Here is a 13,271-nt window from a genome sequence, read left to right as displayed (position 1 = left end):
AGGGTTCGGGCCACCGCCCCGTTCCTGGATGGGCTGATGTCCGTTCGGGGACGGGGCGGTTGGCGTGAGGCGCCGCCTTCAGCAGCTCGACCGCATCGAGCAACCTCACTGCCAAGTATCAGTACAATTTCGACACCGGAAAATTCGAGGGGCTCCCGCGTTCGATCGAGAAGGAAGTCGGCAAGAACCCTGGATTCCAGGCCGGAATCGACAAGGGTCTACGAATGCTGGGAGAGGAAAGCCGTGAGAACCAACAGCAGAATGCCCGAGCTCCTCAGAACGGTGGAGACCCACGCCCGCGAGGAAGACGTGCCGAACCAGTTTCGCGCCGTCGCTCAAGAGGGCTGGACCGTGGAGGACGGCGCACAACTTCTGACCGCCTTGAAGTCCGGCTACTCCGGGGCCGGTCGCACGGAGTTCGAGGATGCCGTCCACTACGAGGCTACGGTGAACGGCCGCGGCATGATGGATTACGACCTTCCGGACTCCGGCTCCGAGCGGCTCGGAACACTGCTGCGTCGTTCCCTCGGCTACGCCTGCACCGCCCTGCTGGCCGTGCCGCCGAGCAGTCAGTGGCCGGTACTCGCGTACATCTCCCTGTCCGAGGGAGGCTCGAACGACGATCTCCTCACCGCACACGTCACCTTCTGCTCCCGCCGCCCCGATGTGCCGCCCTACGTGGATGACGTGGAGTCGTACGTGCACGAGGCGCTGATGGAGATCTCCCAGGAGGATGCGGCGGCCCTGCTCAGGAAGTGATACCGCCTTGACTCGTACCACCTCGCCCAGGCCGATCGACATCGAAGCCCAGTTCCCCGAGTTGTCCGGCTACCGCAGCACGTGCACGCGGCTGCACCCGCGCCCCGGGACGCCGGGACCGTTCGAGAGCTCGGTCGGTGGCCCGTTCCTGTGGCCGACGGACGAGCCTTGGCCGACGTGCCGAACAGCACACAAACGAGACGTGGGCCGACGTGTGGCCGACATCCATCGCCACCGCCGAATCCTCGACGAAGCATGGAGCCGCGCCCCCGACGTCGGCCCCTCGGCCGAGGAGCTGGAGCTACTGGCGTCTCTTGAGACCGAGCACACGGCGCCCGGCCTCGGCGAGACCGACGCCGTTCCCCTTCTGGCTGTGGCCCAACTCTTCGCCAAAGACATTCCCGACCTCATCGCTCCCGATGGGCGGGACCTTCTTCACGTCTTGTGGTGCCCGTTCAGCGCCCACGGCCAACAAGCCACTCCCGGCCTCACCCTTTTGTGGCGCACGGCATCCGAGTGCACTCCTCTGCTGCACCCGCCGCTCCCACAAGTGGTTGGCGATGCCGATTATGTGCCCGAACCGTGCACCCTTGACCCGGAGCAGGTGTTGGAGCACGAATTCAGCGAGCTTCTGCCCGAAGACCTGCGGGTGCGTATCGAGGAATGGGAAGAGGAAGCCGAGGAACAGACCGACGAAGAGTCCGCGAAAAAGGGGCACTTCCTCACCTACGACGGAGACCATTCCATCGCGCCGGGGTGGAAAGTGGGAGGCTACGCAACCTGGGGTGTGACCGGCCCGCATCCGACACTCTGCTCGTGCGGGACACCCATGGCACTTCTACTGACCATCGGCTCCACCGAGTGGAGTGGTACGAACAGTTGGGTTCCGTTGGAGGATCGGAAACTCATCTGCGCGCATGGAGCGAACGCCCCCACGCAAGTGACGGTGGGCAGGGGCGGATCACTGAACATCTTCAGCTGCCCTGCGAATCCCATGCATGAGCACAAGGTCAGCCTCCAGTAGCACTGACGCGCTGTGGCGCGCCCCGCCCCCGAGGAAGCCGCGCCGAGTCAGTTCCGCGCCGGCAACACACCGGCCGGGATTTCCGCGTCCTTCGCCTTGTCCCCCACCACGAGCTGGTCGGCGTAACCCGCCTCGGTCCACACCAGCTTCTTGAACTGCTCCGGGGTGAGCAGCCCCTGCCACGGGGTGCCGCCCGGGCAGAACACCGAGGTGCAGCCGTAGCAGTAGTGGGCGGGCCGCCACAGCCGCTCCGCGCGTGGAATCCCGGCCTCGGCAGCGGCCTTCTCCCGCCGGTCGTCGCGAACGACCACGAAGGTCCCCAGGAAGCAGACGAGAGCGAGCAGCGCACCGCCGCCCATGTACAGGGGCTTGTCCTGCTGAACTCCCGTGTACGCGAGGGCGATACCGATCCCGGTCAGCACCATGCCCTCCAGGAAGTGCACCCATCCGTCGCCGGTCTTGTCCGGCCCTGGCGCCAGCCGACCGAACAGATCGTCACGCATCGCGCCCTTACCGCTGCGGGCCTGCGAAACCGTCGCCACCTCGGTGCTGCCGCACCCCGGACACACGACCATCACTGACCACCTTCGTTGTCTGCGGGGCCGTCCGGCTCAGCGGGGTACGCGACGAACGTGCCCTTGGCGGGGAGGGTGACGACGAGGCCGCGTTCGCGGAGTTCACGGGTGGCGCGGCGAGCAGTGAGGTGGGCCACGCCGTACTCCACGGCCAAATCACGCTCTCCAGGGAGTCGCGCACCAGGCCGGAGCTCTCCCTTGGCGATCCGGTCGGCGATGTGGTCAGCCATCTGCATGTAGACGTACGCGATCTTGTTGGGATCGATCGGCGATTGACCGGGCTCTGGCGTCATATCGAACAACGTACGACAGAGCTCAGCTGCACGTCTCCATGGAGTGCGCCTAACTGCTATACGCCACCCAGCTGCACCCTGTACCGTGCTTATTACAGAAAGAGACCCCGGCGACGGGTGGAGCCGTCCCGGGGCATGGCCAACGCTTCGAAGGAGCGTCAACATGCTGGACCTTACCGTCCGGACCCTCGCCTGGATCCTGACCCTCTGCACCCCACGCCCGCGAGGCCGCCACCGCCTCGGCACCCCGCCACCCCTGCGCTACATCCCCACCCCGCCGGCTCCCCGCCTCCAACGCGCACGCCGCCGCGCCGCCTACCTGGCCACCCTCGGCATCGACGTAGGCCCGACCCATATCCACGGCGTACGACTCCCGGCGGCCACCCGATGACCCGCCCAGCGCTCCGCATGTGCGCCCGCTGCGAACGCACCACGGAGCAACCGGTCCTGATCCACGAGGTCCACGCCCCGACGGGCCCCGGCTTCAACGTGTACGCGTGCCCGGAGTGCGCCGTGTACTACCCGCCCCAGACGGACGTACTCGATCTCATCGACAGCACGCGCCGCCGCTCCCGCCTCACCCTGCGCGTCTACAAACTCGACGCCGAAGGCACGGTGACCGAGGACCGGGGCAAGCTCGAGATCCTGGCCGGCGGACGGGCGGAGCCACTGCCACGCACGTCGGCGTATCCCCCGTGCGCGTGCCCGAGATGCAGAGCCCGGCGATAGCAAAGCGAAACGCATCGCCACCCCGACACCCTCGGACGCCCTCTTCAACGCGTCCGAGGGCGTCGCCCGTTCGGGCACGATCAGGACACAGGTCACATCCACAAGCGCCCCCATACGACCGGAATTGCCCCCGTTCACAGGCAAGTTCGCTGTGGCGAAACCCGGAACCCCACCGATACCGTCAGACCTCTTGACTGAACTTATTTCTCACGGGGAGTTCACTGTGAAGCGCCGCTCTTTGCCCGTTGCTGCCGCGCTGGCGGCGACGGCGGCACTGCTGTTGACCGCCTGCGGTAGCGGGGACGACGACGCCAGCGACAACGACAAGATCGCAGGCGCCGGCCAGGGATCGGAGTCACCGAAGGCCTCGGCATCGGCCTCGGGGGCACCGGCGGAGGACAAGCCGGACGGCGTGGATGTGTCGCTGCCCAAGGACATGGATCTGACCATGGTCTTTGACTGGGACAAGCCGAAAGACAAGAACGAGGCGGAGGCGATGGAAGATGCCGCGAACTTCCTCCGCGCCATTTACCGGGGCATCGGCGAACGCACGACCAAGGACGCAGCCGTCGTCACGTACGCCACAGGTGACGGGCTTCACTATGCGGAGACCCAGATCAACTCCTGGATCAAGGGCGGCTGGACGGCAACCGGCACGGAGCGCCACTACGACGTCAACACCCGGTCCACCACGAACAGCCAGGCTGTAGAGGTGGCGTTCTGCGTGGACTCGAGCAAGTTCTACGGCAAAGAGATCAAGACGGGGAAGGTGCTGAAAACCAAGCCCAGTCTCGCGGACTTCGACCACTTCAAGATCATCATGTCCAAGGCGCCCACGGCCGACGGTCTGTGGCGAGCATCGAAGGTGTACGTCCAGACCAAGGCGGCGAAGTGCCAGTGAGCGAATCGCGACCCATGCGGCTCGGTACCGCGGCCCTGTTCCTGGCTCTCGGCATCCTCGTCCTCACGGAACCTGCCTACGCGGCAGGGCCGACAGGCAAGGACGAGGGCGCGTCCACAGAACAGTCGGGCGGCGGCAACGGCAAAACCATCTACTCCGCCGCAAAAATCCAATACTCCGGTTCCGTCGCCAAGGGCGGCGGCACCGGCAACGTGACGTCCTCCGACGTCAACTGGACGCCCCCGCCCTGCTGGTACGCCCCCTACCTCGGTGCCAAGGACTTCAAGAAGAAGATGTCCGAAAACATCGAAAGCCAGATGAACACCCCTGGCATGGGCGGCCACGCAGGCGCGGCGCTGAATGATGTGCGGCGCCACTACGAGGACGACTTCGGCTGGACCGACACCCCTGGTTACAAGGACTACAACGTCGACAAGGACGGCGAGGGGATGTTCTGGGCCGCGGTCGAGAACCCCGACGAGCCGGACATCCTCAAACGGGGCTCGTGCAACGACATCCCCTTCTGGGTCGACAACGGCGAAGCCCCGCCGCCCCAGTACGAGGAGGCGATCACCCCGGAGATCCTCGCGGCGCTCGCGTACCAGCACATGGAGTTGCCCGACACCAAGGTCACCCTCGCGCCCGAGGCCATCACCAAGGTGAACCTGCCGACCTGGGCGTGGCTCGACAAGGCCGTCTTCGACGAGGTCCAGGCGACGGCGGCCCTCAACGTCCCCGGCTTCAACGTCCAGGCCACGACCACCGCGAAGCCGGTGTCCCTGAAGCTGGAGCCGGGCACCAAGGACGCCCAGACCTACCCGGCCTCCGGTGAGTGCACCATCAACGCCGACGGTTCCATCGGCGAGCCCTACGCCAAGGGCAAGTCCGACGAGACTCCGCCCTGCGGCCTCAAGTACCTCCGCTCCTCGGGCGACGGCACCTACAAGCTCCGCGCGACCATCACCTGGGAAATCGCCTGGACCGGCACGGGCGGCGCTGGCGGCGACCTCCCCAACGGCACGTTCGGCAACGAACAGGCCGTCACCGTCCAGGAGATCCAGGCCGTCAACCGATAGGTCTGGATAGCGTCGCCACCTCACGGACCCAACTCTGAACGGAAAAGGACACCCGCACATGGCTGAGCAGCTCGCCGTGAACCATGGCGAACTCGCCCACTTCATGAAGCTCTTGAATAAATCAAGTGACTCCTTGAAGGGGCTACGCAAAGCACTGAGCGACGCCACCGTCACAGGTCTGGGCACGGATGATCTGGACTCAGCGTGTGAGGAATTCCAGGAGGACTGGAAGTACGGCACCGAGGAGATTGGCTCGCAGACCGAGGATCTTGCAAAGATCATCGGCCAGAACAAGGCCAGCTACGAAGAAGTGGACAAGGCGTTGGAAGCGGCTCTGGAGAAGGCCAAGAAAGGCAATTCGGAGGGCACGAAGTGACGGAAACGCCCGGCCTGGAGCAACCAAGCCTGGACCAGTCTCCCTATGCCAACTCGGATGCCGCACGAAACGCCAAGCTGCCCCAAGGCCTCAAGTCCTCTCCGTCCATTCCGAATCCCAACTACCCCCACCTCGGCTTCAACCCGACCCCTGGCACAACCGATACCGTGCGCGACTTGCACAAGAAGCTGTCGACGTGTGCCAAGACTTTGGAAGACACTCATGAGCTCGTCACCAAGCTTATGGAAGGCAGCTACTGGAAGGGCGACGCCGCTGTCGCCTTCCGCGAGCAGCTTGAGGGCGGGCCGCTTCAGCTCAATCTGAAGAACGCCGCTCGCTCCATCCGCAAAGCCGCCCGACAGCTGGCCCGCTGGGAGGGCGAACTCGACGACTTCCAGCGCCGAGCCAAGAAGCTGGAGGAAGAAGCCAAGGCCGCGCAGGATGCCGTTGACGCCGCGAAGGGGCACGCCGATACAGCAAAGAGCAACCCCGACCTCGACGGCAAGGGCAATCGTCAGGACGAGGCCAAGAAGAGCCTGACCAAGGCGAACACCGCGATGGAGGAAGCCCAGGCCGAGCTTGACAAGATCATCGGCCGGGCGAAGTCACTCGCCGAGGAGCACGAGGAGAAGGCTCAATATCGCGCGCGGAAGATCCGGGGCGCCACCGACAAGCTAGCTCCTCAGGAGCCTGGCTGGCTCGACGAACTCGGCGAATGGTTCACCGAGAACCTCCCCGACATCCTGAGCTTCACCGCCGGCGTCATCGGGCTGGTGGCGCTGTTCGTGGCCACGGGTGGCACGGCCGCCGCCGTCCTGCTCCTCGCTGCGGCCGCGCTGAGCGCCTCCGCACTCACCATGCGGCTGTCTGACTCCGAAGTTCTGGCCTCCCTCAAAGACGGCTTCCTCAACGGTGAGCTCGACTCCGACTTCTGGGGGAACCTCGTCAGCGTCGGTGGCGACATCCTGGGAGCCGTTCCGGGCGTCGCTGCCGTGGGCATCGGGGTACGGGGGACGATGAGTGCGCTCCGCGCCAGCGAAGAGGCAGTGACCCTCGGGCGAGTCATGACGACGCTGGGCACCAAGACAATGAGCGAGGCCAAGGCCATCGCCGGTCTCGGTAACACCACCTTGGACCTCGTCGTACGCGGGGCAAGCAATTCCGCCAAGGTCGGTGAAGTCGTCGAGATCACCTCGGCTTCACTCGGCGTCGTGACTGCCGGGTACGGTCTCGTCTCCAGCGCAGTGGACGCACTGGACAACGACGGCGCGAAGGACTCCAGCACCGGCATCGACGGCGCACGGAGCATCTTGGACGGCGGCGCCCTGATCGACCTCGCGCAGTACGTGTTCTGATTCAGAGGACTAGAGAGAATTCATATGAACCCCACAGACCATTCCGTCGCATGGGAGCACCCGCCGACCCGGCGTGCTTGGTCGAAGCAGTTGGCAGCGAACGCAGTCGCTCTCCTCGGCTGGATCGCTCTGTGGGTCGCCTTGCTGGCAGTACTGGTGGTGTATCTGTCGCCCGGCTACACGATTCTGTTCGTGCCGTTCCTGATCTACAGCTTCTACCGGGCATTCATCCAGCTGTTTGTCTTTCCTGCCATCTTCCGGATGAAGCATGTCCTGGAGGAGTACCCGTGGCTCCTTCTGGCCGACACCACACATGGGCTGACAGACCGGACCGATGTCGTCGGCAGGCAATACGGGTGGTTCGAGTTCCCGAACCCGGCCCGTCCGGAAGAACGGCTTCCCATGGTGTTCCCCCGGCACTGGGGTGTGGGCTGGTGGCACCGCCGTATGGCCCCTCGGGCAACGCCTGAGCTGAAGACCGAGATCCGTGTGGTGTGGCTCGCGGGAGATCCCCGTTTCATCGGCGTGATCGCTGCGTCCAGTCCCGATGGATCGGCGCCACGCCGCTTCCGCTTTCTCAGCCAGCAGACCGGGGCGAACGGAGGGCGCCATTCCGTCGCCGAGTGGGGAGCCACCGCCGAAGACATCGAACGTGGTCGCCGCGCAGGAGTCCGCCCGGCTAGCTCCTGATCCACCGACTCCCCGATCTTCCGGAAAAAACATGACCTCTCGCGTCATCGTCGCCGATTCCGTCACTGACCCCAGTACCGGCATCTGGTTCGCCGTACCCGGCGGTTTCACCGAGTTGCCCATCGACGTTCTCCTCGCCTCGCCTGCTTCCGCCGAGGCGGAACGGCTCCGGGAAGCACTCGCTCCATTGGTCGAAAGCATTCCGGACGGCATTACCCGCCAACAGTTCATCGGTCAGCTGGCATCGGGCCAGCAACTCCTGCGTGCGCTGCGCGAAGTGGGCACGGTTCATTGCTCCCTCGGAGTGCATCGCGACGACGTACAGGGGGACAGCGGCGCAATTCTCCACTCGCTGTTCACCGTGTCCTGGCGAGACATCGCCTGGGCCCCGCGGTCGGTGAGCGCGGCACGGGCAGTTGCCACAGTTGAGGAGCACGCTCACATCGAGTACATGGACTTGCCCAGCGGCCCCGCGTCGATGAGTGAGACCGTACGCACGCCGACTCCTGAATCCGGCCTCCCGCCGACCCCACTGCTCCAGATCTACGCATACCTCCCTCACCCTGACTGCAAACGGATAGCAGTCCTGATGCTGAGTACCACGGCGGTGGGGCGACGAGAGCAGTACCGCGAGATCCTTCGGCAGATTGCTGAACTCACCAGCTTCGAATCGCCGTTGCTCAAGACGTAAGCCACACGGAGACACAGACATGGCAGGGTCCACCAAGCCCCGACGCCGCAGAGCATCCGCACCCGCTCTGCACTACGAACGGCGGCCCGGAAAACCGGGCTCCGTCGCCAGGGCTGAGAAGAAGGGCGAATGGGCTTTCGGCTGTCTGCTGTTTCTCGGCTTTGCGGCGATCATCGTCCTGTTGGCCGTCCTTGACCGGCTCTGGGGCGACGGCACATGGCAGTGGGCCGCCAGGTCCTGGCCTGGCGGTGCGTACGGCTTCGCGGGCTGCGTCGGCGTGGCCGGGCCGTGTGTGCTCGCCCTGTCGCTGTTCTGTCTGAGCCGGATGCGGTGGAGGTCCTGGCGGGAGCATCCGGGGAGCACCGTGCTCAGTACCGGGGCAGCCATCGTCAGCCTGGCTGCACTCGTGCCCTACGTGGCCCTCGTCTTCAATGCCCAGAACACCGGAAAGTGGGGCAAGAGACGTGACACACCGCCCAGTTGGGTGTTCCGGAACTTTCCCTGGCTCTGGGCCGTCGGGCTGCTCGGCACTGTCGTGGCGATGGCAGCGCTCGCCTGCGCCCTGGTCATCCACAACCGTCGGCAGCGAACACCGTAGGTCGTCGCCTAGCGCGGCCCCGCTACCCCCGCCGCGCCGCCCGGCTCTTCCCCTTCCCCTTCTTACGCAGCTTCCGCAGCCGCTCCCGCTCCCGCTCCTGGCGCCGCTCGGCGCGCGCGCTGCCGACCCGATACACCGCGTAGCCCACAAGCGCCGCAGTGCCCAGGCAGGTGACGAGCGCGCTGCCCGTCCCCGGGATGTACTCGCAACCGTCACGGTACGAAGGGCAGTTCCTGCCGGGCAGGGAAGCGACGATGTACAGCACCGCGCCGAATGCCGCGCCGACGCACACCATGAGGCCGGCCACGCGTCCCGCGCGCGCCGGCAGCGACGCGCCTCGGGGTCGCTCCAAGGACCGCCAGGCGCCGAGTGAGCCGAAGACCACGAGCAGGCCGCAAGCCACGCCGAATCCCCATGTTCCGCCGGGCCAGTTGAGCACTGTCGGAGCCGAGGTTCGTACGAACCACTTCCAAGCGCCCATGGTCACGACGAAGACGAAACCGAGGGCGATCAGGGACAGCGCCACTGCGGCGAACATGAACCCGTCCCGGACACGGAACTCCGCCTCCGGCTCACTCATCCCCGCTCACTTCCAGTGCAGCGTCCCCGCGACCGTGTCGAACAGCTCCACCATCTGGTCGGCGAGCTGATCGATGGGCGTGGAGAAGTTCAGCAGCAGCCAGCGTGTGGTGGTCGGGATCGGCACGTAGTACGTGAGGGTGGTGGTCGGCAGGGTGTTGCCCAACTGGCGTGCGGGGTCGGCCACTTCGCGACGGCGTTGACGTACCGCCTTGCCGGCGGCGGCCAGGTCCACCACACCGATCTCGCCGTTGTTCGCGCGGCTCCGGTCGGCGAGGTGCTCGGCCAGTGCCTCGGCGTCCGAGGTCTCGGGCCACTCGTCGGGGCCCGGAACGCTGATGAGCAGCGAGGACGCGAGGGGGACGGGGCCGACGGCCATCGTGGAGAGGTAGAGCTCCGTGCCGCCGACCTGGTAGGCGTCCTTCGCCTTGCGCTGGAGGTCCTGCATGAACTGCTTCTTCAGCAGCGGGGCGTTGTCCTGGCCGCGGAACGTCAGCTCAGCGAGGGCGATGATGCCCCGGTCGCGCTCCTCCGGGTCGAGGGAGAGCTGGAACCAGCCGTCCGGGACGACGACGTTGTAGTCCGTGGGTGCCGAGGAGAACTGGTCGGCCGTCCTCATGCCGTACCCCCGTCGGTGGGGCCCGTCGGCAGCGGGGTGATCCGCATCGTGCGGACCGCCTCGTCGGCCAGCTCGGCGATCTGCTCGGTGACGGCGATCTTCTCCCAGGTCACCGTGACGACGATGAGACTCTGCATGTCGGGCGGGAAGACGGCGTACTTGATGAATTCGGTCAGCTTCCGGCCGAAGCCGAGCATGCGCTTGGCCTGGAGCATGGCCTGGATGCGTACGGCGGGTCCGGCGGCCAGTTCGAGGTGGGTGATCTCGGGGGTGCCTGTGACCTGTGCGTTTCCCCACTCCAGGAGCAGCGGGATGACCTCGTCCGCGCCGGGACGCGGCACGCCCTCGTCGCCGTAGGAGTCGACCATGAGGTTGGCCAGGGCCTCCCCCGCCTCGGAGTAGTACGCCGCCGCGAGGGTGGGCACGTCGTCGTTGAGGTCGACGGCCCGCTCGACCATGTCGTCGAAGACCGCGCTCTTCTCGATCTCCAGACCGAGCGGGTTCAGCCGGTTCACGACCTCGGTGGCCAGCGCCTTGGCCTCGGCCTTGGTGCCTTCGCGCAGCGTCAGATCGATCCAGCCGGGCTGGAACTCGAAGGTGCACTCGAAAGTCTCGTCCAGCGGGGCCGGATCGTCCGGTGCGGTCATGCTCGGTCCTTTCGTGCGGGTGTGGACGCTCCGTCGAGCAGGGGCTCAGCCACCGATACCGACCATCTTCTGAAGGTTTCCGTCCAGGCCCAGCCCGCCCAGGGTAATACCGGCCCCGACGATGGACAGACGGCTGGCCGACTTGGAGATCTGATTGATGGCGTTGGCATCGAATTGACTGCCCAGGGCCGCGGTTCCCATTTTGATCGATTTCAGGTCGGACGCGACGCCGGGATCGGCCATGGAGAATGACTTGGGGAGCCCCTTGAGCGCACTTCCCCCACCACGCAGACCCAATTCGTTCTTGGCCGCGGCCCAGTTTCCACCGCCGGGCTTCAGTGTCTTCAGGTTCTTCGCCCACGCGGCCTTCGAGAAAGGCTCCGTGAAGGGCTCCTTGAGCGACTTCAGAATATCGCCCTTTCCGAGCTTCAAGTCCTTCCCGGCGGCCCGCCGCAGATTCTTGTTGGCCCGGCTGACCTGACGTGCGGTGCGCGCGACTCCGGCCTTGCCGAGCCTTCCCAGCGTCCCCTTCGCGAACTTGCCCGCGATCTTTGAGAAGCCCTTTCCGACACCCATCATCAGGAATCCGAGGGCCGCCATTCCGACATCCATCCAGTCGGCGTTGCCCTGGGCGACCTGGACGAGCGTGGCGATGAAGTTGATGAGGGTCGCGATCATGGCGATGGCGCCCAGCACCCCGGCCAGGGCCTGCCCGATCACCGGGATCCAGCCGACGATCAGCGAGAGGATGCCGCATACCGTGGCGACCCAGGAGGTGATCTCCGCGATGCTGTCGGTCAGGGTCTCCCAGAACCCGTCCTTCAGGGAGTCATGGTTGATGACCGCGTCCAGGGACTCCCGTGCGCGCTTGGCGGCGGCGTCACGGATCTTCTTGGCCTCGTTGATCTTCTCCCGTGCGGCCTCGATCTCGTCACCGGCCGCTTTGTGCTTCGCCTCCAGGTCCTTGCGGTCCTTGTCGACGTCCTCTTTCTTGCGGTCCTTGCCGGACAGGCCGTCGAGGCTCTTCTGCGACGCGCTCTTGCGTTCGTCGGCTTCCTTCGCGTCCTTGAGGGCGGCGTCGGCGATCTCCTGGGCGCGGTTGAGGTCGGAGGCGTAGTTCTTCGCGCCGGCGGTCACCTTGTCCTGGTATCCACCGCCCACTTCGTCGACCCGGCTGCCGATCGCCGTGGCGGCGGTGTCGTACCTCTTGAAAACCGCCTCGAGCTTCTTGACGTTCCCCGAGGCCTTTTCGCGGAATTCCCTGCCGGCCTTGCTGTCCCAGGCGTCGACCTCGGCCACGGCCTTCAGATTGCGGATCTGCCGTTCGACCTCGTCGGCCGTCTTGCGCAGCGTCTTGCCCAGGGACGCCATGCGGTCGGCGTCTCCGGGTATGGGGTCACTGTCCGCGACCGGGTGCCAGTCGCGTGGGCGTCCAGCCATCGGTCAGTTCCCCTTCTTCGGATCCTGGGCATCACGAAGTGCCTGGGCCAACTGATGGTCGATGTCCTCGTACGCCTGCCCCGCGGCCTTGGCTATCTGGGCCAGCACGTCGATCTCCTCCGTCAGCCTCTTGCGGCTGAGCTTCCAGTTGTCGGCGAAGTCCCCGAACTTGTCGGCGAGATCGCCGTTCCCGAAGTCGTCCTCGTACTTGCCGCCCAGATCCTCCAGGCCGTCGAACGCCTTCTTGATGTTGCCGAGCCCTTTGCCCATTTCCTTGATCACTTCAAGGTCGAGCCGCTGATCGCTCTCGCCCGCCACGGCGCCCCCATCATGTCGATCCGCCGGCCCGAGCCGGCACCCCGTTGAAAACTGCCCGGCGACAGACAGCCCGGTGCGACAGGACGTTCATGTCCCGTCGCACCGGGGTGTGCCGCCCGTGGCGGGTTCAGCCCTTGGCGCTCTTCGCCAGCTGGTCGTCCAGGTCCTCGTACGCCTTCTTCGCGTTGGTGAGGAACTTGGACAGACCCTCCAGACCCTTGACGGTCTTCGCCGCGCCCTTGGTGAAGTCCTTGATGGACTCGTCGTAGGCGCCGGAGGCCTTCGTGGTGGTGAAGCCGTTGGCGACGAGCTCCTCGACACCCTTTTCGATGGACTTCAACATGTCTTCCATGTCGCCCATCGCCTTGATGAGGTCGTTGGCCTTCTTCTCCATCTCGGAATAAGTAAGGTCTGTGTCCTTGGCCATGACGGCTCTCCCTCCCGTTGCGGTCGCCGCAGGGCCATCCCCGTGGCTTGACTGATGCGATCGGGCCGGACATCACCGGCCGTCCGCATGAGCAAAGATCTTACGGGTGGGGCTGTTGGGATGACAGGGACGTCCGGCAACAGAAGCGTGAACCACTGCACATCCCGGGAGCGT

At 65.7% G+C, this 13,271-nt stretch carries 19 protein-coding genes; 11 read left to right on the top strand and 8 right to left on the bottom strand.

Going from position 1 to position 13,271, the window contains the following annotated elements; translation table 11 throughout:
• Positions 1 to 261 precede the first annotated feature (261 nt).
• Positions 262 to 759, top strand: coding sequence for a hypothetical protein (locus OG381_RS27090; RefSeq protein WP_327718680.1), 498 nt, complete (start codon positions 262 to 264; stop codon positions 757 to 759).
• 214 nt (positions 760 to 973) lie between these two features.
• Positions 974 to 1,783: a hypothetical protein gene (locus OG381_RS27085; protein ID WP_327718679.1), complete on the top strand. Its 810-nt coding sequence runs from the start codon at positions 974 to 976 to the stop codon at positions 1,781 to 1,783.
• 47 nt (positions 1,784 to 1,830) lie between these two features.
• On the opposite strand, the gene OG381_RS27080 is transcribed toward OG381_RS27085, so the two are convergent.
• Both OG381_RS27080 and OG381_RS27075 read right to left on the bottom strand, forming a co-directional pair.
• On the bottom strand, positions 1,831 to 2,358 hold the full coding sequence (locus tag OG381_RS27080; RefSeq protein ID WP_327718678.1) for a hypothetical protein: 528 nt from the start codon (positions 2,356 to 2,358) through the stop codon (positions 1,831 to 1,833).
• Positions 2,358 to 2,651, bottom strand: a complete 294-nt coding sequence (locus tag OG381_RS27075; RefSeq protein WP_327718677.1) for a GntR family transcriptional regulator — start codon at positions 2,649 to 2,651, stop codon at positions 2,358 to 2,360. Before OG381_RS27075 ends, OG381_RS27080 begins: the two co-directional genes overlap by 1 nt.
• Positions 2,652 to 2,814: 163 nt before the next feature.
• On the opposite strand from OG381_RS27075, the gene OG381_RS27070 reads away from it, so the two are divergent.
• The 9 genes from OG381_RS27070 (at position 2,815) to OG381_RS27030 (ending at position 9,067) form a co-directional block, all read left to right on the top strand.
• On the top strand, positions 2,815 to 3,042 hold the full coding sequence (locus OG381_RS27070; protein ID WP_327718675.1) for a hypothetical protein: 228 nt from the start codon (positions 2,815 to 2,817) through the stop codon (positions 3,040 to 3,042).
• Positions 3,039 to 3,380: a hypothetical protein gene (locus tag OG381_RS27065; protein ID WP_327718674.1), complete on the top strand. Its 342-nt coding sequence runs from the start codon at positions 3,039 to 3,041 to the stop codon at positions 3,378 to 3,380. Before OG381_RS27070 ends, OG381_RS27065 begins: the two co-directional genes overlap by 4 nt.
• Before the next feature lie 223 nt (positions 3,381 to 3,603).
• On the top strand, positions 3,604 to 4,281 hold the full coding sequence (locus OG381_RS27060) for a hypothetical protein (protein WP_327718673.1): 678 nt from the start codon (positions 3,604 to 3,606) through the stop codon (positions 4,279 to 4,281).
• Positions 4,282 to 4,295: 14 nt separating this feature from the next.
• A complete protein-coding gene (locus OG381_RS27055) occupies positions 4,296 to 5,357 on the top strand; it encodes a hypothetical protein (RefSeq protein WP_327718672.1) in 1,062 nt (353 codons plus the stop codon).
• A gap of 58 nt (positions 5,358 to 5,415) precedes the next feature.
• Positions 5,416 to 5,733 carry a hypothetical protein gene (locus OG381_RS27050; RefSeq protein ID WP_327718671.1) on the top strand — a complete coding sequence of 106 codons (318 nt, stop codon included), beginning with the start codon at positions 5,416 to 5,418 and terminating at the stop codon, positions 5,731 to 5,733.
• Positions 5,730 to 7,088, top strand: a complete 1,359-nt coding sequence (locus OG381_RS27045) for a hypothetical protein (RefSeq protein ID WP_327718670.1) — start codon at positions 5,730 to 5,732, stop codon at positions 7,086 to 7,088. Before OG381_RS27050 ends, OG381_RS27045 begins: the two co-directional genes overlap by 4 nt.
• A 24-nt stretch (positions 7,089 to 7,112) precedes the next feature.
• Positions 7,113 to 7,778 (top strand): hypothetical protein, encoded by a 666-nt coding sequence (locus OG381_RS27040; protein WP_327718669.1) that lies wholly within the window; start codon positions 7,113 to 7,115, stop codon positions 7,776 to 7,778.
• A gap of 31 nt (positions 7,779 to 7,809) precedes the next feature.
• Positions 7,810 to 8,469, top strand: a complete 660-nt coding sequence (locus tag OG381_RS27035) for a hypothetical protein (protein ID WP_327718668.1) — start codon at positions 7,810 to 7,812, stop codon at positions 8,467 to 8,469.
• 19 nt (positions 8,470 to 8,488) lie between these two features.
• Positions 8,489 to 9,067, top strand: coding sequence for a hypothetical protein (locus OG381_RS27030; protein ID WP_327718667.1), 579 nt, complete (start codon positions 8,489 to 8,491; stop codon positions 9,065 to 9,067).
• 22 nt (positions 9,068 to 9,089) lie between these two features.
• On the opposite strand, the gene OG381_RS27025 is transcribed toward OG381_RS27030, so the two are convergent.
• From OG381_RS27025 to OG381_RS27000, 6 genes are all read right to left on the bottom strand, one after another.
• Positions 9,090 to 9,647, bottom strand: coding sequence for a hypothetical protein (locus tag OG381_RS27025; protein WP_327718666.1), 558 nt, complete (start codon positions 9,645 to 9,647; stop codon positions 9,090 to 9,092).
• Positions 9,648 to 9,653: 6 nt separating this feature from the next.
• Positions 9,654 to 10,265 (bottom strand): hypothetical protein, encoded by a 612-nt coding sequence (locus OG381_RS27020; protein ID WP_327718664.1) that lies wholly within the window; start codon positions 10,263 to 10,265, stop codon positions 9,654 to 9,656.
• Positions 10,262 to 10,912: a hypothetical protein gene (locus OG381_RS27015; protein WP_327718662.1), complete on the bottom strand. Its 651-nt coding sequence runs from the start codon at positions 10,910 to 10,912 to the stop codon at positions 10,262 to 10,264. The genes OG381_RS27020 and OG381_RS27015 overlap by 4 nt, the downstream gene beginning before the upstream one ends.
• Before the next feature lie 45 nt (positions 10,913 to 10,957).
• Positions 10,958 to 12,283 (bottom strand): hypothetical protein, encoded by a 1,326-nt coding sequence (locus OG381_RS27010; RefSeq protein ID WP_327718661.1) that lies wholly within the window; start codon positions 12,281 to 12,283, stop codon positions 10,958 to 10,960.
• Between the two features lie 72 nt (positions 12,284 to 12,355).
• A complete protein-coding gene (locus OG381_RS27005; protein ID WP_046261397.1) occupies positions 12,356 to 12,670 on the bottom strand; it encodes a hypothetical protein in 315 nt (104 codons plus the stop codon).
• 127 nt (positions 12,671 to 12,797) lie between these two features.
• Complete coding sequence (locus tag OG381_RS27000; protein WP_095046767.1) at positions 12,798 to 13,097, bottom strand: WXG100 family type VII secretion target; 300 nt, start codon at positions 13,095 to 13,097, stop codon at positions 12,798 to 12,800.
• Positions 13,098 to 13,271 lie beyond the last annotated feature (174 nt).

The organism is Streptomyces sp. NBC_00490 (assembly GCF_036013645.1).
Taxonomy (GTDB): domain Bacteria; phylum Actinomycetota; class Actinomycetes; order Streptomycetales; family Streptomycetaceae; genus Streptomyces; species Streptomyces canus_F.
The sequence above is the reverse complement of the archived record's forward strand: the minus strand, read 5'-3'. Positions and strand labels throughout refer to the sequence as shown.